Annotated in this window: 16 protein-coding genes; 3 read left to right on the top strand and 13 right to left on the bottom strand. The window is 66.4% G+C overall.

Annotated features, from left to right (window positions below):
• Positions 1-6 precede the first annotated feature (6 nt).
• The 5 genes from IB258_RS11710 to IB258_RS11690 are packed head-to-tail and all read right to left on the bottom strand — an operon-like array spanning position 7 to position 6,287.
• Positions 7-1,782 carry an ABC transporter ATP-binding protein gene (locus IB258_RS11710; protein WP_175161939.1) on the bottom strand — a complete coding sequence of 592 codons (1,776 nt, stop codon included), beginning with the start codon at positions 1,780-1,782 and terminating at the stop codon, positions 7-9.
• Complete coding sequence (locus tag IB258_RS11705) at positions 1,779-2,600, bottom strand: ABC transporter permease (protein ID WP_054450682.1); 822 nt, start codon at positions 2,598-2,600, stop codon at positions 1,779-1,781. The genes IB258_RS11710 and IB258_RS11705 overlap by 4 nt, the downstream gene beginning before the upstream one ends.
• Before the next feature lie 7 nt (positions 2,601-2,607).
• Complete coding sequence (locus IB258_RS11700; protein WP_013392266.1) at positions 2,608-3,552, bottom strand: ABC transporter permease; 945 nt, start codon at positions 3,550-3,552, stop codon at positions 2,608-2,610.
• A 6-nt stretch (positions 3,553-3,558) separates the two neighbouring features.
• The gene (locus IB258_RS11695) at positions 3,559-5,130 is read right to left on the bottom strand and encodes an ABC transporter substrate-binding protein (protein ID WP_192352605.1); all 1,572 of its coding nucleotides are present in this window, start codon (positions 5,128-5,130) and stop codon (positions 3,559-3,561) included.
• Between the two features lie 50 nt (positions 5,131-5,180).
• Complete coding sequence (locus IB258_RS11690) at positions 5,181-6,287, bottom strand: C45 family peptidase (RefSeq protein WP_054450679.1); 1,107 nt, start codon at positions 6,285-6,287, stop codon at positions 5,181-5,183.
• Between the two features lie 157 nt (positions 6,288-6,444).
• Here IB258_RS11690 and IB258_RS11685 point away from each other — a divergent pair, with 157 nt between their 5' ends.
• Together IB258_RS11685 and IB258_RS11680 are read left to right on the top strand one after the other, a co-directional pair.
• Positions 6,445-7,326 (top strand): GntR family transcriptional regulator, encoded by an 882-nt coding sequence (locus IB258_RS11685; RefSeq protein ID WP_054450677.1) that lies wholly within the window; start codon positions 6,445-6,447, stop codon positions 7,324-7,326.
• A 159-nt stretch (positions 7,327-7,485) separates the two neighbouring features.
• On the top strand, positions 7,486-8,820 hold the full coding sequence (locus IB258_RS11680) for an aspartate aminotransferase family protein (RefSeq protein WP_125472906.1): 1,335 nt from the start codon (positions 7,486-7,488) through the stop codon (positions 8,818-8,820).
• 13 nt (positions 8,821-8,833) lie between these two features.
• On the opposite strand, the gene ltaE is transcribed toward IB258_RS11680, so the two are convergent.
• From ltaE to IB258_RS11650, 6 genes are all read right to left on the bottom strand, one after another.
• A complete protein-coding gene (gene ltaE / locus IB258_RS11675; protein ID WP_119450962.1) occupies positions 8,834-9,844 on the bottom strand; it encodes a low-specificity L-threonine aldolase in 1,011 nt (336 codons plus the stop codon).
• Positions 9,845-9,882: 38 nt separating this feature from the next.
• On the bottom strand, positions 9,883-10,770 hold the full coding sequence (locus tag IB258_RS11670) for a DMT family transporter (protein ID WP_119450963.1): 888 nt from the start codon (positions 10,768-10,770) through the stop codon (positions 9,883-9,885).
• Between the two features lie 153 nt (positions 10,771-10,923).
• Positions 10,924-12,903, bottom strand: a complete 1,980-nt coding sequence (gene acs / locus IB258_RS11665; protein WP_054450671.1) for an acetate--CoA ligase — start codon at positions 12,901-12,903, stop codon at positions 10,924-10,926.
• 217 nt (positions 12,904-13,120) lie between these two features.
• A complete protein-coding gene (locus IB258_RS11660; RefSeq protein WP_175161935.1) occupies positions 13,121-14,461 on the bottom strand; it encodes an MFS transporter in 1,341 nt (446 codons plus the stop codon).
• On the bottom strand, positions 14,458-14,865 hold the full coding sequence (locus IB258_RS11655; RefSeq protein ID WP_054450667.1) for a heme-binding protein: 408 nt from the start codon (positions 14,863-14,865) through the stop codon (positions 14,458-14,460). Before IB258_RS11655 ends, IB258_RS11660 begins: the two co-directional genes overlap by 4 nt.
• Positions 14,862-16,751: a propionate--CoA ligase gene (locus IB258_RS11650; RefSeq protein ID WP_054450664.1), complete on the bottom strand. Its 1,890-nt coding sequence runs from the start codon at positions 16,749-16,751 to the stop codon at positions 14,862-14,864. The genes IB258_RS11655 and IB258_RS11650 overlap by 4 nt, the downstream gene beginning before the upstream one ends.
• A gap of 287 nt (positions 16,752-17,038) precedes the next feature.
• On the opposite strand from IB258_RS11650, the gene IB258_RS11645 reads away from it, so the two are divergent.
• Positions 17,039-17,698, top strand: a complete 660-nt coding sequence (locus IB258_RS11645) for a C40 family peptidase (RefSeq protein ID WP_054450662.1) — start codon at positions 17,039-17,041, stop codon at positions 17,696-17,698.
• A gap of 156 nt (positions 17,699-17,854) precedes the next feature.
• Here the strand turns inward: IB258_RS11645 and IB258_RS11640 are convergent, their stop codons facing one another.
• On the bottom strand, positions 17,855-18,178 hold the full coding sequence (locus tag IB258_RS11640) for a DUF2325 domain-containing protein (RefSeq protein WP_054451313.1): 324 nt from the start codon (positions 18,176-18,178) through the stop codon (positions 17,855-17,857).
• Positions 18,179-18,373: 195 nt separating this feature from the next.
• The gene (locus IB258_RS11635) at positions 18,374-19,318 is read right to left on the bottom strand and encodes a CysB family HTH-type transcriptional regulator (RefSeq protein ID WP_054450660.1); all 945 of its coding nucleotides are present in this window, start codon (positions 19,316-19,318) and stop codon (positions 18,374-18,376) included.
• Between the last annotated feature and the right edge of the window lie 80 nt (positions 19,319-19,398).

The following is a 19,398-nucleotide window of genomic DNA, read 5'->3' as shown; positions in this document are numbered from 1 at the left end:
CCCGCCTCAGGCCCCGGCCGCGGCTGCCGCCAGCGCCACCCGGTGGGTCGCGCCTGATTCGAGTACCGCCGTCATTGCGGGCAGGCCCGGCGCGGACGAGGGGTCGAAGTAATCGGCCTCGTCGCGCCCCGGGCCCGCCGGCAGGTCGCGCACTTCCACGCGAAAGCCCTCGGTCCGGTTGCCGCGCAGTTCCGGCACCGCCTGCAACAGGCGGCGCGTGTAGGGATGCGTGGGCCGGTCGAACACTTCGTCACGCGTGCCTTCTTCGACGATATGGCCGCGCAGCATCACCACCACGCGGTCGGCGATCTGCTCGACCACGCCCAGGTCATGCGAGATCAGCAGGCAGGCAAAGCCGTGTGAACGCTGCAGCGACATCAGAGTCTCCAGCACCTGCTTCTGCACGGTGACGTCCAGCGCCGACACTGGCTCGTCCGCGATGATGACCTCGGGCCGCAGCACCAGCGCCCGCGCGATGGCCACGCGCTGGCGCTGGCCGCCGGACAGCTCGTGCGCATAGCGCTCGGCGTAGTCCTCGCCCAGGCCCACGTCCCGCAACGCGTCGGCCACGCGCTTGCGGCGGATGTCCGCCGTCATGCCGGCTTCCAGCCGCAGGCCCTCCCCCACCAGGTCGCCGATGGTCATGCGCGGATCCAGCGATGAATAGGGATCCTGGAACACCATCTGCACCCGCCGGCGCGCCGCCTGCCACGACTGCCCCGAACCGCCCGCGGGCAAGGCCTGGCCGTCCAGTTCGATGCGCCCCTGCGCCTGCGGCACCAGTCCCAGGATGGACATCATGACCGTGGTCTTGCCGCTGCCCGATTCGCCGACGATGGCCAGCGTTTCCCCCGGCGCCACCGCGAACGTCGCGCGGTGCACGGCGCGCACCGCGCGCTTGCGGAACCAGCCCTCGCGGACCGAGTAGTCGATCGCCAATCCGTCCACCTGCAGGATGGGCGCCGCTTCGACGGCAGGCCGGGCCGGACCGCGCTTGGGCAACGCGTCCAGCAGGCTGAGCGTGTACGGATCCGCCGGCCGCGACAGCACCTCGGCCACCGGCCCGGTCTCGACCGCCCGGCCGCGGCACATCACCAGCACGCGCTGCGTGTACGCGGCCACCAGCGCCAGGTTGTGGCTGATGAAGATCAGCGCCGTGCCCTGCTCGCGCGTCAGTTCGCACATCAGGTCCAGCACTTCCTTCTGCACCACGCAGTCCAGCGCGGTGGTGGGTTCGTCCGCGATCAGGAGGCGCGGCTTGAGCAGCATCACGCCCGCCAGCAGAATGCGCTGGCGCATGCCGCCGGAGAATTCATGCGGATAGCGCTTCATGCAATCCTGCGCGTCGCGCACGCGCACCCGCTCCAGCATCCGGACGGCTTCGTCCCAGGCCTCGCGGCGCGCCATGCCACGGCGCAGAACCAGCGCCTCGATCAGTTGTTCGCCCACGCGGAACGCCGGGTTGAGCGACACCATCGGCTCCTGGAACACCATGCCGATGCCGGTGCCGCGCTTCGCCAGCCAGTCGCGCGGCGCCTGCTGCAACAGGTCCTGGCCTTCGAACAGCGCCTGTCCGCCGGTGATGCGCGCCGAATCGGGCAACAGGCCCAGCAGCGTCTTGCCGATCAGCGTCTTGCCGCTGCCGGACTCACCGACGATGGACAGCGATTCGCCTGCGTGCAGATCGAATGACACCCGGTTCACCACCGGCGCGGCGTCGCGCTTGCCCGGAAAGCGGATCTCCAGGTCGCGCACGGACAGCAAGGGTTGCGCAGCGCTCATGCCATCACCCCCCGCATGCGCGGATCCAGCAGATCGCGCACCGCATCGCCCAGCAGATTGATGCCCAGCAGGCTCAACGAAATCATGGCGCCCGGAAACACCGCCAGCCAGATGGCCTGGTCCATGGCGTTGCGGCTTTCGGACAGCATGCCGCCCCAGGTGGCCAGCGGCGGCGGCACGCCCAGGCCCAGGAAGCTCAGCGCGCTTTCCGCCAGCAGGGCGGAACCGAAGATCGAGGTCGCGAAGATCAGCAACGGCGGCAGGCAGTTGGGCAGTACGTGGCGGAACACGGTCCATAGGCCCCCATGGCCGGTGGCGCGCGAGGCAATGACGAAATCGCGCTGGCGCAGGGACAGCGCCGCGCCGCGCGCGATGCGCGACACCGACGGCGAATACGCCAGGCCCAGCGCCAGCACCACGCCCCATTTGGACGGCCCCAGCACGGTCATGATCCCGAGCGCGAGCAGGAGGCCCGGAAACGCCATCAGCGATTCCACCAGCACGGTGATGCCGCGATCGACCCAGCCGCCCGCATAGCCGGCCGTGACGCCTATCGTCGTGCCCAAGAGCAGCGCCAGCAGCACGGAAAACACGCTGACCGCCACGCTGACCCCGGCGCCCGCCATCAGCCGCGACAGCACGTCGCGGCCGAATTCATCGGTGCCCAGCCAGTACTCCGCCGACGGCGGCGAAAAGCGCGCCAGCAGATCGCCTTCCAGCGGATCGTGCGGCGTGTACACCAGCCCGACCAGGGCCAGCAGCACGACGCCCCCGACCAGCGCGCCGCCCAGGACGGCATTGGTATGTTTAAAGCCCATGATGATCCTATTGAAGCTTCACGCGCGGGTCGAACAGCGGATACAGCAGATCCACCACCAGGTTGACCGCCACGTACAAGAGCGCGATGAACAGCAGGCAGCCCTGTACCACGGGGTAGTCCCGCGCATAGATGCTTTCCACCAGCAGCCGCCCGATGCCCGGCAGCGTGAACACGGTCTCGATCACCGCGGCGCCCGACAGCAGATGGCCCAGCATCAGGCCGATCACCGTCAAGGTGGGGCCGAACGAATTGGGCAGCACATGGCGCAGCATGACGCGCTTTTCCGGCAGGCCCTTGGCGCGCGCATGCGCCACGTATTCCAGCCGCAGCGTCTCGATGGTGCTGGCGCGCATCATGCGCGTGATGGCCGCGATTTCCGTCAGCACGATGGCGCAGACCGGCAGCACCAGATACCGCGCCGCGCCCAGTCCGCCCTGGGCGATGGATTCGAAGCCATACACCGGCAGCCAGTTCAGCTTCACGCCAAACAGCCAGATCAGCAGGATGCCGACCCAGAAGCTGGGCATGGACACGAACAGGATCGAGGTCGACACGATGGCGGTGTCGGCGCGGCGGTTCTGGCGCCAGGCGGCCACCATGCCGGCGGGCACCGCCACCAGGCAGGCCAGCAGCGTGGCGGTCAGCACCACCTGGGCCGTCACCGCAAAATGCGTCAGCACCAGATGCATCACGGGTTCGCGCCGCGCGATGGACATGCCCAGGTCGCCCTGCAGCGCGTTGCCCACCCAGATCAGGAACTGCTCGCCTACAGGACGGTCCAGTCCCAGCGCGTGGCGCATTTCCGCCAGCAGCGCCGGGTTGTCGATATCGCCCAGCATCAGCGACGCAGGATCCCCGGGGATCGCGCGTATCAGCGCGAACACGAGCACCGTGACGACGATCACGGTGGGCACCGACGCCGCGATGCGCTTGAGTAGATAGCCCAGCACGGCGCCTCAGTTCTTGGTCACGTTGAAGAAACGCGGCTTGCGCAGCGGCCAGCCGGTAAAGCCCTGCAGCTTGCTGGAAACGACCACATAGCCGGGCTTGTTGTAGTACATCAGCAGCGGCGTGTCGCGCAGCATCAGGGCATGCAGCTTGTCGAAGGCCTGCTTACGCACGGCAGGATCGGATTCGGCTTCTATGCCTTCCAGGATGGCCGCGGCCTCCGGACTTTCCCACTGGGCCATGGGCGTTTTGGACTTATCGCCGATCACGTCGCGGAACATCAGCGCCGGCTCCGTGCGCGCGGAATACGCGAATGCCATCAGCTGGAACTTGCCTTCGCGGAAGTTGGTCACCTGGGTGCCCCATTCCAGCATGTCCAGCTCGGCCTTGATGCCGGCCTTGCCCAACAGCTGCTGCGTCACCACCGCGACGCGGTACAGGTAGGGATAGCGCTTGTTGGCCTGCAGCTTCAGGGGCTCGCCGCGGTAGCCGGCGGCATCGAGCAGGCGCTTGACCTCTTTCAGGTTCTTCTCGTAGCCGGCGCGGTCGGCCTCGGAGTAGTAGACGCTGGCCGCGGGCACCAGGGACGGGTTATAGGCCGCCTGGCCGTTATTCAAAGCCTTGGCGATGCCGGGAAAGTCCAGCGCCAGCGCGATGGCGCGGCGCATGTTCACATCCGACAGCAAGGGCGCGCGCGTCTGCATCAGCAGGTTGACGGTGTCCAGGCCCTGCTCGGTGACGATGTTCCAGCGCGGGTCCTTGGCCGGCAGATTGTCTTCGTCCGCGTTGTAGGCGTCGACCTGCCCCGCCATGAGCGCCGCCTTCTGCGCGGCCGCATCCGGAATCACCACGAAGCGCACATTGGCCCGCGCCACTTTCTTGCCGGCCATGCCGCTGGGCGCTTCCTCGCGCGGCTTGTAGCCGGCGTACGGCGTCAGCAGCAGGTACTGTTCCTTCTTCCATTCCGCCAACACGTAAGGACCGGTGCCGATGGGCCTGGCCCACTTGCCGTCGGCGTCGACGCTCCTGGCGCTCAGCACCGGCATCGGGCACTGCACGCTGGCCATCTGGTCCAGGAACAGCGCGTAGGGCTGCTCCAGCCTGAACACCACGGTGGCCGGATCGGGCGTCTCCACCGCCACGACCTTGGCGCCCTTGCTGCCGTCGTAGAGGTTCTTGCAGGAGTACTCGGACTGGGCGCCGTTGAGGTAGTCGTAGGTCCATTTGACGTCGGCCGAGGTCATGGGCGTGCCGTCATGGAAGGTAACGCCCTGGCGCAGCTTGAAGGTATAGGCGCGCTTGTCGTCGGACAGCGTCCAGCTGTCGGCCAGCATGGGGGCCACGCTCATGTCGGCGCGCAGCGCCACCAGGGACTCCACCACGTGCGCCAGCACGTTGTCGGTGGAAGTGTTGCGGGACCGCCCGCCGGGCAGCGTGGTCGGCGTGCCCGACCCTTCGGCGTAGCGGATTTCTGGCGCGGCGGCCTGCGCCCGCACGGCGGCGGGCAGAGCGGCCACGGCGGCGGCCAGCGCGGCGGACAACAGCAGCGCGTTCTTGGCGCGCGTAGCATGCGAATTCATAGGGATCACTCCAGGCGCGGCGCTCGCCGCATACGGGTCTGGGGGCCGGCTCAGAAGAGCCGGTACTCCGCGAAGTTGCGTCCTTCGTAGGGCTTGCGCGCGATCCACATCACGCCGCTGGCCGGCTCCATCAAGGTGGTGGCCACCGTGGCCGAGATGCTGTCGAAACTGGCCGGCTTGGGCGAACGCAGCACGCCGTCGGGCGCGGCGAAGTCGTCGGCCAGGATGCGCTTGACCGTGTCCCAGTCGATGCCGCCCGTGGCGCGCGCCAGCATGTCCTGCACACGGCGCTGGCGGTAGATCGAATCCGGATTGGCCGCCAGCCCTTTGTCGAACAGCTTGGCGCGCGCGGGCGGGCTGATCCAGTGGTTGGCATGTACCAGCAGGCCGTCCTCGGGGGTGATCCAGAAGATTTCGTCGGGCGAGCACTCCAGGTCGACCGCCTCGCCCTGCGCCTGCGCCAGCATCAGGTTGTTGGAGCAAAAGCGGCGCGAGGCCCACAGCACCTTCATGGCGTTGCAGATGTTGCTGGCTTCCAGCATCTTGCGCCGCACCAGCACCAGCGGCACCTCGGCGGGGCGCTGATAGTCGTGTTCGCAAGACAGGAAATTGCCGGACAGGGAAACGCCCGCGCTGTTGAAACCGTGGCGCGCGAGGCTGCCGGCTTCCGTGAACACCAGCAGGTCGGGGCCGTCTTCGCGGCGCATGCGCAGCACGATGCCGGTGTCCACGCATTCCTCGCGCCAGTCCCAGTTATGGGCATGCATGAGCTTGCCGCCGGCGGCGGCCTCGGGCAGCACGACCAGGCCGGTGCAGCCATCGTCCAGCCCCTTGCGGGCGCGGCCCAGCTCGGCATGGCCGAACATCATTTCGGTGCGGCAGTTGATGACCACCACATCCTCCAGCGCCTGGCCCGATCCGTCGGCGATGCCGCGCAGCTCTTCCAGGTAGGCCGCGTCATAGTCGCCCACCACCGGCACCATGGCGGCGGCCAGTTCCTTCAAGCGGTCCGCGGCGACGCCGCGCCGCTCCAGCTGCCCGCGGTAGAGGGCCACGCTGCGCGCCACGCGCTCGGGGACGGCGGCGCCATGCTGGCGGCCCCGCTCGTATGGGCTGCCCTGTACATCGACCAGGGGGAAGGGGGTGGGCAAAGTCACGGCTCAAGGCTCCGGAGCAAGGTTCAAGACGGGCAAATTTTGTACTAATATAAGAAAAAGTTCAATACAAGGGTTTCCCCGGGGCCACTATCGCGAACGTTGCGCGCGTAGCTCTCCGGTACCATTCCGACTCCGTCGCCCTTCGCGCCCATCCTTCATGTCCAACGCCGCTCCCGCCCGCCCCACTCCGCTGCAAGTCGACCTGGCGCGCCTTATCGCGGAAGACATCGTGGCCCGGCGCCATGCGCCCGGCGACCACCTGTCCGAGGAAACGTTGGCCGCGAGCTACGAGGTGTCGCGCACGCCCGTGCGCGGCGCGTTGAAGCTGCTGGCCGCGCAGGGCCTCATCACGCACCGCCCCAACAGCGGCTACACGGTAGCGGCGCACGCGGCGGCCGCGCCCCCAGCCATCGAGGGCGCCGGCCCCACCCAGGACGAGCTATACCGGCGCCTGATCGATGACCGCGCCTCGCGCGAGCTGCCGGAAACCTTTACCGAGCGCGACCTGCAACAGCGCTATCCAGCGCCGCGCAGCGTGCTGACCAAGACCCTGTTGCAGCTCTCCGCGGACGGCCTGATCGAGAAGCGCAAGGGCCATGGCTGGCAATTCGCGCCGTCGCTGGAAAACCGCGACGCGCTCAACGAGAGCTACCGCTTCCGCATGACGATCGAATGCGCCGGCCTGCTGGAACCCACGTTCCGCCTGGACCGCGAGGCGCTGGCCCGCATGCGCGCCGCGCATGAAGCGCTGGCCGCGCGCAGCGACGCCGACATCTCGGCCACCGAGTTCTTCAATCTCAACGCCTCGTTCCACGAAATGCTGGCCCGCTTCTCGGGCAACCGCTACATCCTGCAGGCGGTGCAGCAGCAGAACCAATTGCGCCGGCTGGAAGAGCATGCCGCGTTCTACCGCGACGCGCGCTTCATCAACTCCAGCAGCGAACACCTGCAGATCATCGACGCGCTCGAGGCCGGCGACCAGGAGTGGGCTTCGCAGCTCATGCGGCGCCACTTGAAGACCTCGCTGCAAGTGTCCTGACACCCTTTCCGCTTTCATTCATCCGCCAGCCCGCCGTCGCGGGCCCTCGGCACGCATGGCGTCCTCGTTGCGGCGTACCTTCGGGTCTTCTTGTATTGTATTTATCAATTGATTAATACAAAATAGAAAGTCCGAATATCTCTTCACGCCGGAACACCCATGCCATCGTCAGCGCCTCATCCCACTCCCGCCATCAACGCCGAAGCCTATTGGATGCCCTTCACCGCGAACCGCCGGTACAAGCGCGCGCCCGTGCTGTTCAGCGCCGCCGAGGGCATGCACTACATCCGGCCGGACGGACGCCGCGTGCTGGACGGCATTGCGGGCCTGTGGTGCGTGAACGCCGGACACCGCCGCCCGGAAATCGTCGAGGCCATCGCCCGCACCGCCCATGAACTGGACTACGCGCCGTCGTTCCAGATGAGCCATCCCCTGGCCTTCGAGCTGGCCGAGTCCTTGCGCCAGGAAGCGCCCGCCGGGTTCTCCAACGTGTTTTTCTCGAACTCCGGATCCGAAGCGGTGGACACCGCGCTGAAGATCGCGCTGGGCTATCACCGCGCGCGCGGACAGGGCCAGCGCGTGCGCCTGATCGGGCGCGAGCGCTCGTACCACGGGGTGGGGTTCGGCGGCCTGTCGGTGTCGGGCATCGCCGGCCACCGCAAGCCTTTCGGCAATCTGCTGCCCTACGTGGACCACCTGCCGCACACCTATGACCGCAGCCAGATGGCCTACACGCGCGGCCAGCCGGACTGGGGCGCCCACCTGGCCGATACGCTGGAGCGCATCGTCGCGCTGCATGACGCCTCCACCATCGCGGCCGTCATCGTGGAACCCGTGGCGGGTTCGACCGGCGTGCTGGTGCCGCCCAAGGGCTATCTGCAGAAGCTGCGGCAGATCTGCGACGCGCACGGCATCCTGCTGATCTTCGACGAAGTGATCTGCGCCTTCGGCCGCATCGATGGCGCGTTCGCCTCATCGCACTTCGGCGTCACGCCCGACATCATCACCAGCGCCAAGGGGCTGACCAACGGCGCCATCCCCATGGGCGCCACGCTGGTGCAGCAGCATGTCTACGATGCGTTCATGCAGGGGCCGGACAGCGCCATCGAGCTGTCGCATGGCTACACCTATTCCGGCCATCCCGTGGCCTGCGCCGCCGGCCTCGCGACCCTGGACATCTGCCGCCGCGAAGGCCTGTTCCAGCGCAGCCGCGAACTCTGGCGCTATTGGGAAGACGCGGCGCACAGCCTGAAGGGACTGCCGCACGTAGTGGACATCCGCAACATCGGCCTCCTGGCCGCCATCGAACTCGAACCGCTGGAAGGCAAGCCCGGCCAGCGGGCGTACGCCGTGCACCAGGCCTGCCTGGAACGCGGCTGCCTGATCCGTTCGGCGGGCGACACCATGCTGTTGTCGCCCCCGCTCATCATCGAGCGCGCGCAGATCGACGAATTGTTCTCGGTCTTGTCGGACGTGCTGCGCGCGGACGCCTGAGCGCCCGCCCCGCTTATGCCAGGTGCCGGGTCACCGCCTGGACCACCTGCCGCACGTCCGCGGCGGACACGTCCAGGTGCGTGACCAGGCGGGTCGGGCCGCCATACACAGCCCGCATCTGGATACCGTCAGCCGCCAGCTTGGCGGTGAGTTCATCGCAGCGCGCGGGTTCGAATTCCGCGAACACCATGTTGGTGTCCTGGCTCAATACCTTTACGCCCGGAATGGCGCGCAGCCCTTCTGCCAGCAGCCGGGCGTTCTCGTGGTCTTCGGCCAGGCGCTCCACGTTGTGCTCCAGCGCATACAGGCAGGCCGCGGCCAGCACGCCAGCCTGGCGCAAACCGCCGCCCAGCATCTTGCGCCAGCGGCGGGCGCGGGCGATGAGTTCGACGCTGCCGACCAGCACCGACCCCACGGGCGCGCCCAGGCCCTTGGAAAAACAGATGGACACCGTGTCGAAAGGCGCGCACAGGTCCGCCACCGGCTTGCCGCTGGCGACGGCCGCGTTGAACACGCGGGCGCCGTCCAGATGCGTCGCCAGGCCATGCTGGCGCGCCCAGTCGGTCGCGGCCTGCACGTAGCTGGCCGGAATCAGCTTTCCGTGGAAAGTATTCTCCAGCGCCAGCAAGCGGGTGCGGGCGAAATGCGCGTCGCCCTCGGGCTTGAGCGCCGCGGTCAACTTGTCCAGCGGCAAGGAGCCGTCCGCCGCATGTTCTATGGGCTGCGGCTGGATGCTGCCCAGCACGGCCGCCCCGCCCCCTTCGTACTTATAGGTGTGCGCAAGCTGGCCCACCAGGTACTCGTCGCCGCGCTCGCAATGGGCCATCAGAGCCCCCAGATTGCTTTGCGTGCCAGAGGGGAAAAACAGCCCGGCCGCCTTGCCCGTGCGCTCGGCAACCGCCTCCTGCAGGCGGATCACGGTCGGGTCATCGCCCATCACGTCATCGCCCAGGGGCGCGCAGACCATGGCCTGCAACATGGCTGCGGATGGCCGGGTGACTGTGTCGCTACGCAGATCGATCATGGAAAATCCCAGGATAGGAAAAGGAATATGGAAAGCGCTTATTCGGCGCGCGCCGCCGGCGCCGCGCGGCTCACTACCCAGATGCCGGCCAGGATCAGCGCCATGCCGCCCAGCTCAGCCGCGGTAGGCTGCTCGGACAGCAGCGCCCAGGCGAACAGCATGGCCACGACTGGCACGCCCAGGCTGGACAGGCCTGCGATCGACGCCGGCACCAGTCGCACCACCAGCAGCCACAACAACCAGCCCGCGGCGGTCGCGATCAGCACGATGTAGGCCATGCCGGCCCAAAGCTGCCAGCCCCACTGGGCCGGCATCTGCGGCACCAGAAAGGCGACCGGCGTCATGACCAGTCCGCCCAGCAGCATCTGCCAGGCGGTGAATGTCATCACATCGGGCGCGTGCCGCTCGAACATGCGCTTGGACAGCACGGTGCCCACGCCCCAGCACAGGCCGCTGCCCAGCCCCAGCAACACGGGCCGGATATCGCCCAGGCCGTTCCAGGGTTCGACGAAGCAGACCAGCCCGATGGCGGCCAGCGCAATGCCCACCCCATGCCGCGCCGTGGGACGTTCGCCCAGCAGCCACCACGCGAAGAGGATCACCCAGAACGGCATCGTGTACGCCATGAGCGAGACCTTGCCCACGCCGCCCGACACCAGCGCCGTCTGTACAAACCCCTGGAATCCGGCCGTCTGCGTCAGGCCGATCAGCAATGTCAGCTTCCAGGGCGGCATCGCCAGCGGCCGCCGCATTGCGATGGCCAGCGCGAACAGCACCAGGCCGCCCGAAACGTAGCGCAGCGCCACGAAGTCGAAGGGACCGATGTAGGGAACGATCAGTTTCATCGCGATCCAGCTGCCCGCCCAGACCAGGATGGTGCTGAACATCAGGGCTAGCCCTGCTCGATCGAAACTGCTGCGGCTCACTGGCACGGCTCCGTGGGAAAAAATTCTGGGCGCGAAAAAGCAAATACGCCCGTACCGGCGATTCCGATACGGGCGTATGACATTATGCGCCTGCCTTGCCTCCCGCGGAGGCCGCAGGCGGGCCGTTCCCGTCCATCAAGTGGACGGGAAGGATCACAGCGACTTGGCCAACTGATCCAGGATGGCCGGATTCTCCAGCGTGGAAACGTCCTGCGTGATTTCCTCGCCCTTGGCGACCACGCGCAACAGGCGGCGCATGATCTTGCCCGAGCGGGTCTTGGGCAGGTTGTCGCCGAAGCGGATGTCCTTGGGCTTGGCGATGGGGCCGATTTCCTTGGCCACCCAGTCGCGCAGCACCTTGGCGATGGCTTGCGCCTCTTCGCCTTCCGGACGCGAACGCTTGAGCACCACGAAGGCCACCACGGCTTCGCCCGTCGTGTCGTCCGGACGGCCCACCACCGCGGCTTCCGCCACCAGTTCGTGCGCCACCAGCGCGGACTCGACTTCCATCGTGCCCAGGCGGTGGCCGGACACGTTCAGCACGTCGTCGATACGGCCCATGATCCAGAAATAGCCGTCGGCATCGCGCTGCGCGCCGTCGCCGGCCAGGTAGTAGCCGCGCAGTTCCGAGGGAAAGTAGCTCTTCTTGAAACGCTCCGGGTCGCCCCAGATGTTGCGGATCATGGCGGGCCACGGACGCTTGATGACCAGGAAGCCGCCATTGCCCTGCTCCACGTCGCCGCCGGTCTCGTCGACGATGGCGGCGGCGATGCCCGGCAGCGGCAAGGTGCAGGAACCCGGCTTGGTCGGCGTGGCGCCAGGCAGCGGCGTGATCATGTGGCCGCCGGTCTCGGTCTGCCACCACGTGTCCACGATGGGGCAACGTTCGCGGCCGATGTTCTTGTGGTACCACATCCAGGCTTCGGGATTGATGGGCTCGCCCACCGTGCCGATGATGCGCAGGCTGTCCAGGTCGTAGTTCTGCGGATGCGCTTCGGGCGCGGCCTCGGCGGCCTTGATCAGCGAGCGGATCGCGGTGGGCGCGGTGTAGAAGGTGGTGACCTTGTGGCGCGCGATCATGTCCCAGAAGCGGCCGGCGTTGGGATAAGTCGGCACGCCTTCGAACACCACCTGCGTCAGGCCGGCGGCCAGCGGACCGTAGGTGATGTAGGTGTGGCCGGTGACCCAGCCCACGTCGGCCGTGCACCAGTACACGTCGTCCTTGCGGGCGTCGAAGGTCCACTTCACCGTCAGCAGCGCCCACAGCAGGTAGCCCGCCGAGGAATGCTGCACGCCCTTGGGCTTGCCGGTGGAGCCGGAGGTATAGAGGATGAAGAGCGGATGCTCGGCGTTGACCGGCACGGGTTCGCAGGTGTCGGGCTGGCCGGCTTCGACGTCGTGCATCCAGAGGTCGCGGCCTTCGTTCCATTGCACCTTGCCGCCGGTGCGGCGGTACACGATGACCTTGCTCACGGCCTCGCAGCCGCCCATGGTGAAGGCTTCTTCGACCGCGGGCTTCAGCGGTATGGTCTTGCCGCCGCGCACCTGCTCGTCGGCGGTGATGACCAGGGACGCGCCCACGTCCATGATGCGCTCCTGCAGGCTCTTGGCCGAGAAGCCGCCGAACACCACCGAGTGCGTCACGCCCAGGCGCGCGCAGGCCTGCATGGCCACCACGGCTTCGATCGACATGGGCATGTAGATGATGGCGCGGTCGCCCTTCTTGTAGCCCAGCGCCTTCATGCCGTTGGCGAAGCGGCAGACGCGCGCCAGCAGTTCACGGTAGCTGACCTTGTTGACCTTGCCGTCGTCGGTTTCAAAGATGATGGCGGTCTTGTCGGCATTGCCGTTGGTCAGGTGCACGTCCAGACAGTTGGCCGACACGTTCAATTCGCCATCGCCGAACCAGCGGTAGAACGGCGCGTCCGATTCGTCCAGGACCTGCGTGAACGGCTTGGTCCACTGCAGGTTGTCGCGCGCCTGCCCGGCCCAGAATCCGTCGAAATCGTTTTCGACCTGCGCGCACAGCGCGTTGTAGGCCTCCATGCTGGGAATCGCGGCGCCTTCTGCTGCGCGCTCGGGCGGCGGGAACACCCGGGTTTCCACCAGTACGGACTCAATAGCGTTCGACATGATCTTTGTCTCCAATCGGTAATTCTGTTTGTTTGTGCCGCTTGTTCATTACCCAACCGCAACCGTATCGCCGCGCTCTTACGGGCACCTTACGCAAAATGCGGGCCGGAGCCCGCGGCGCAAGGCCGGCGCCGGGTAATCAAGGCGTGCCGCCGCGCTCTCGACGCGGCGGCACCGGACAGTCCATAAGGATAGCAGCCTGCGCGAACCGCGCGCCTCAGGCGGCGCGCCGTTCCAGCCCGCGCTTCACGTCCACGCGCGACAAAAGGATGAGGCCGCCCACGAAGAACAGGCCGGTCACCAGGATCGCAAGCCGGTGGTTGCCGTGCGTGGCCCAGGTCACCAGGCCGTAGGTCAGCGGACCGATCACCGCGGCCAGTTGCACCGCGAAGGTCCACAGCGAGTAGAACTCTGCCAGCCGGCCGGCGGGCGCCAGCGCGCCGGTCATGGCGCGGCCCGCGCTCTGCGTGGTGCCCATGCACAGCCCGGCCAACGTGGCCGCGATCCAGAACACGGGCGCGGTCACGGCGGCGTAGGCCACCAGCACCATCACGATCCAGCCGCACAGCGTCAGGGCCAGCGCCGGCTTGTGGCCGATGCGGTCCTGCACGTAGCCGAACGAAAATGCGCCGGCCGCCGCGCCGATGTTTACGGTGAACACCAGCAGCATGATCTGCGGCGTGGTAAAGCCCATGACCTCCGAGGCATAGACCGCGGCCAGCGTGATCACCACCGAAATGCCCGCCTGGTAGCAGGCGATGCACATGAGCAGGCGGCGGAACTCCGGAAAATGCTGCCCGGTTTCGCGCCAGGCATAGGCCAGGCGCTTGAGCATGTGCAGCGCCTCCTGCTTGCCGGCCTGCGGCTTCGCGCGTTCGCGCAGCAGGAAGAAGGACGGCAGCGCCGCCAGCGCGAACACCGCGCACGTGACCACGATGACCCACGGCACGAAATGCTCGGCCGTCTCGCCACGCCCCTCGGCCAGCGTCACGACCACCAGCGACAAGCCCAGCGTGAGCATGCCGCCGCAATAGCCGAAGCTCCAGCCCCAGCCCGAAACGCGGCCCAGCGCGGAGGGCCGCGCAAGCTCCGGCAGGAAGGCCGCGACCACGGATTCGCCGACGCAATAGCAGTAGTTGGAAATGACGATGGCGGCCAGCGCCAGCCAGACGTCCCCGGGCCCGGCCTGCGTCAGCACCAGCGTAGCGGCCACGCAACCCACCGTGCTCGAAAACAGCAGGCGGCGCTTGCTGGCGCGCGCATCGGCGCGGGCGCCCAGCGTGGGCATGGTCAGCATGATGAGGAGATAGGACAGCGACAGCGCCGCGGTCCAGGCCAGCGTGGCCCAGGGCGCGCGCCCGCCGACCACACCGACGAAATAGGTGCTGAACACCGCCGTGAGGATCACGGTGGTGTAGCCGGAATTGGCGAAGTCGTACATGGCCCAGGCCCAGACCTCGCGTTTGGCCACGCCGGGATTCAGGGGGCCGTCGCCCCCTGCCCCGGCGTTCTGCGCGGATGCGCCGGCCGGCGCATCCGACGGCTCGCCGTGGCTCATAGGCCCAGGGCGGCGATGCCAGCTTGAGCGATCAGCACGTCTTCGCTCGACTTCACGCCCGACACGCCGACCGCGCCGACCACATGGCCATCGGCCACGACCGGCACGCCGCCTTCCAGCAGGCCGTCGATCAAGGGGGCCGACAGGAACGAAACGCGGCCGTTGTTGATCATTTCCTCGTAGACGCGCGACTCGCGGCGGCCGAGCGCCGCGGTCTTGGCCTTGGCCGGCGCGATGTGCGCCGAAATCGGAGCCGCGCCGTCCAGGCGCAGCATGCCCAGCAGATGGCCGCCGTCATCGACCACGGAGATCGTGACGGCCCACTTGTTCTGCAGGGCGTGTGCTTCGGCCGCAGCCAAAATCTTCTTGACGTCTTCGGCGCTCAGCACGGGCTTGGTATTCATTGCAGCGACTCCTTTATTTGTTCCAGGGCGGTGGGATCTTCTATGGTGGTCAGATCGCCGGGATCGCGTCCTTCGCATACCGCGACGATCGCGCGGCGCAGGACCTTGCCGGAACGGGTCTTGGGCAATGCGCCCACGAACCGGATCCTGGCGGGCCTAGCCACCGCTCCCAGCTGCTCTTCCACCAGCCGCATGATATCGCCTTCCAGGCGCTTTGCCCCTTCCTCGGTTTCGGCTCCGGCGGGATTCTTGAGCACGGCGAACGCCATCGCAACCTGGCCCTTGAGCGAGTCCGCCACGCCCACGACCGCGCATTCGGCAATCGCGTTGTGGCTATTGACGGATTCCTCGATCTCGCGCGTGCCCAGCCGGTGGCCCGCCACATTGATCACATCATCCGTGCGCCCCAGGATGAACCAGTAGCCGTCGGCATCCACCAGGCCCCAGTCGAAGGTCGAATACACCTGGCGGCCGGGAATGGAGGTGAAGTAGGTCTGCACGAAGCGCTCGTCGTCGCCCCAGATGGTGGACATGGCGCCCGGCGGCAGCGGCGGCACGATGGCCACCACGCCTTTCTGGTCGGGTCCCAGATCCTCGCCCGTGGACTCGCTGACGATGCGCGCGTCAAAGCCATATACCGGGAACGACGGGCTGCCGAAGCGCGTCGGGACCTTTTCCACGCCAGGCTGGGCCGACAGGATCGGCCAGCCCGATTCCGTCTGCCAGTAGTTGTCGATGATGGGCTTGCCCAGGCCGCCCGAGATCCATTGCGCGGTCGGCTCGTCCAGCGGTTCGCCCGCCAGATAGACCGCACGCAACGAGGACAGGTCGTGGCGCTTGAGCAGCTCCGGATCCTGGCGCTTGAGCACGCGCACCGCGGTCGGCGCCGAGAACAGGGTGTTGACGCCGAACTGCTCCACCAGCTTCCACAGGATGGCGCCGTCCGGACGCACCGGGGTGCCTTCATACAGCACCGTCGCCTGCCCGCCGATCAGGGGGCCGTAGATGATGTACGAATGGCCCACCACCCAGCCGATGTCGCTGGTGCAGAAGAAGGTGTCGCCGGCGCGGCCGTCGAACAGGTATTCCATGGACGAGGCCAGCGCCACGGCATAGCCGCCGGTATCGCGCTGCACGCCCTTGGGCTTGCCGGTGGTGCCGGAGGTATAGAGGATATAGCTGGGCTCCGAGGACTCCAGCCATTCCACCGGCACCCGCGCGCCCAGGTGGCGCTGGCGCAGCGTCTCGTAATCCAGGTCGCGTCCTGCGACGGGTTCGAACGGCGCCAGGCCGCGGTCGAACACCACCACCGAGGCCGGCGGCGTCTTGGCCAGCGCCAAGGCACGGTCCAGCAGCGGTTTGTAGGGCACGACCTTGCCGCCGCGCGAACCGCCGTCGGTGCAGACCACCACTTTGGGCGCCGCGTCGTCGATGCGCTGGGCCAGATTGACCGAGGCGAAGCCGCCGAACACCACCGAATGCACCGCGCCGATCCGCGCGCACGCCAGCATGGTGAACACGGCTTCCGGCACCATGGGCATGTACAGCAGCACCCGGTCGCCGCGCCCCACCCCGAGCTCCTTGAGCATGGCAGCGGCGGCGTTGACCTCTTCGTACATTTCCTGGCGCGTGTAGACGCGCTCGCGGTCGACCTCGGTGGACACCCAGATCAGGGCCGGCGTTTCGGCCTGGGTCGGCAGCCAGCGGTCGACGGCGTTGTAACAGAGATTGGTGCGCCCGCCCGTGAACCACTTGGCGAACGGCGGCCGGGAGAAGTCCAGCACGGACTCGAAGGGCGTCTCCCAGTGGATGCGGCCGGCCTCTTCCCGCCAGAACGCGTCGCGGTCATGTATCGAGCGGTAATGGAAATCCCGGGTTTTTTGCATTTATGTCTCCTGTTATCTTTCTTAGGCCTTAAGGCTGATTGATTTCTTCTCTGATCCTTCGGTCATTCTGGTAGGCAAACCTTGCACGAGGCTTGCCGCAAGTCAAAATGTTCTACCAAATGTCCACGCTGCATGGACATTAAGGCCAGTTTCGTAACTAACTGGTCTTAAAAGTTTGGTAGAATCCCCGCGAAGTTGTAGAACAATGTTGATTTTGCTGACATCTCGGCCACATTCACGGCGAATTCCGTGTTTTTTGCCGTTATCTGCAAATCACCCCCAGGCGCATGCATCGACACTCCAACCACGCGAGACTGAATTCATCCTCCGGCCAAGCAACTCGCGGTCTGCGCTTGCTGGCGTTGGTTGCATGCGTGGTGGGTCTGGCAGGTTGTGCCGCTACAAATCAAAAGTCAACCGCCCATACGTCCGAGATTGACCCCTACGAGACGGAATGGGTCGCCACCTCCGATGATCCCATCGGCGTACTGGTAAGCCAGAAATTCAAGCGCGAACGCCAGAAGACCCACTCCGGCGTCAGCAGCGACAACGCCCTGGTCAGCGAAGCCCTGAACCATCTGGGCATCCGCTACCGCTTCGGCGGCAATTCCCCCGATACCGGATTCGACTGCAGCGGCCTGGTGACCTACACCGCCGAACGTTCGCTGGGCCTGAAGCTGCCCCGCAACGCCGCCGAGATGGCGCAGCAAGGCGTCTCGGTCGCCAAGAACGAACTGAAGGCCGGCGACCTGGTCTTCTTCAATACGCTGGGCCGCCGCTACTCGCACGTGGGCATCTACCTGGGCGACGACCGCTTCGTGCACTCGCCCAGCGCTGGCGGCGTGGTCCGCGTCGAAAACATGACCATGGCCTACTGGTCCAAGCGCTACAACGGCGCGCGCCGCCTGGACAACAGCCTGATGGCGTCCGCCCGCGCCTCCAACTGACACATTCCCAGGATAGCCGCCAGGCTCTCCCCGCTACAAGCAAAACGCCGCCGGACTTTCCAGTCCGGCGGCGTTTTTCCATCTCTTCGCGGCGCTTTGGGCCGCAGGCCGTTTCGGCCTCCCCAGTTTTTTGTTTGGCGGCGGCAGACCGTGTCTTCAGTGCACAGAGCCAGCCCGCTGGCACAGGCCGCATTGCTGCAGGGCCTGCTGCATGCTGCATACCGAACGCCGACAAGCGACGACCCGGATGCCGCCACGTTGCGCGGCGTTGCGGAAGGTTTTCATGACGTTGTGGCCCAGGAAGTCGGTCAGCAGGATGACCAGCTGGGTGCCCGAAGGCAGTTGCAACGTCTTCTTTTGATGCGAGGGATCACGCCCGCTGATGTGGTGCGTGATCGAAATATTGTGTCCTTTGAGCAGATCCGGGATGTTGCCAAGGCGGTCGGCGCCCACTACCACTGCACTTAATCCTGCCGTCATGATGAACCTCACTGGGTCGTTGAGACTGGATGTAATGATAATGATTCCTATTTTTTAGTCAACTCAAATGAGATCAGTTCTTATTTAATTATTTTTATGAGCCCATGAAAGGGGATAGCGCGGACCGCGACGCATCAAGAAAAAAGGCGCGCCGCCCAATGACGCCGCGCCTCTCGCCCCCCGTGAAACGGATGCCTACTTGGGCGTGCCCTGCACCGCTTCGGTCACCACCGCGCGGGTCAGCGAAGGCGCCAGCATCTCCAGGAAGGTGTAGACGTAGTCACGCAGGAACACGCCTGCCTTCACGCCGACGCGGGTCGTATGCGTGCCGAACAGATGGCCCACCGGCAGGCCCACCAGGTTGCTGTCGCGGCGCGGATCGTAGGCTACGCCGGCGATGATGCCAATGCCCAGGCCCACATCGACATAGGTCTTGATGACGTCGGCATCGATGGCTTCCAGCACGATGTCGGGGTGGATACCCTGGTTGGCGAAGATCTCATCGATGGTGCTGCGGCCGGTGAAGGCGCGGTCGTAGGTCACGATGGGATACTCGGCCAGCTGCGCCAGCGACAGGCGCTTGGCGGCGCTGGAGGTCAGTTCGGCCAGGGGATGGTCCGGGCGCACCACCACGGTGTGTTCCCAGGCATAGACCGGCAAGGTCGCCAGGCCCGGCGTCAAGGCCAGCGATTCCGTCGCCAGGGCCAGGTCGGCCTGCTCATGCAGCACCATTTCGGCCAGTTGCGCGGGGCTGCCTTCGGCCAGCGACAGGTGCACCTTGGGGAATTGCTTGCGGAACGCGGGAATCACGCGCGGCAGCAGATAGCGCGCCTGAGTGTGGGTGCAAGCGATGACAAGGCCGCCTTCGTCGCGGCGCGCAAACTCGTCGCTGACCTTCTTCAGGTTGTCCACTTCGCGCATGATGCGGTCGATGACCTGCGACACCGCCAGGCCGGGCTTGGTCAGCCCCTTGATGCGCTTGCCGTGCCGTTCGAAGATCTTGATGCCCAGTTCGTCCTCGAACTCGATGATCGCCTTGGAGACGCCGGGCTGCGAGGTATAGAGCATCCTGGCGGCTTCGGTCAGGTTGAAGTCGCGCCGGATGGTTTCGCGGACAAAACGAAATTGCTGCAGGTTCATGAATTGGCCCCTGTTAGACGGGCCAATTATAAGTAATAAGGACGCCTTGTTATATAACTTATTTATATAAGCTTACATGC

The sequence above is a fragment of the Achromobacter sp. ACM02 genome (assembly GCF_014851605.1).
Classification (GTDB): domain Bacteria; phylum Pseudomonadota; class Gammaproteobacteria; order Burkholderiales; family Burkholderiaceae_B; genus Achromobacter; species Achromobacter aegrifaciens.
Note: the sequence above shows the minus strand (reverse complement) of the source record. Positions and strands in the feature narration are given on the sequence as shown.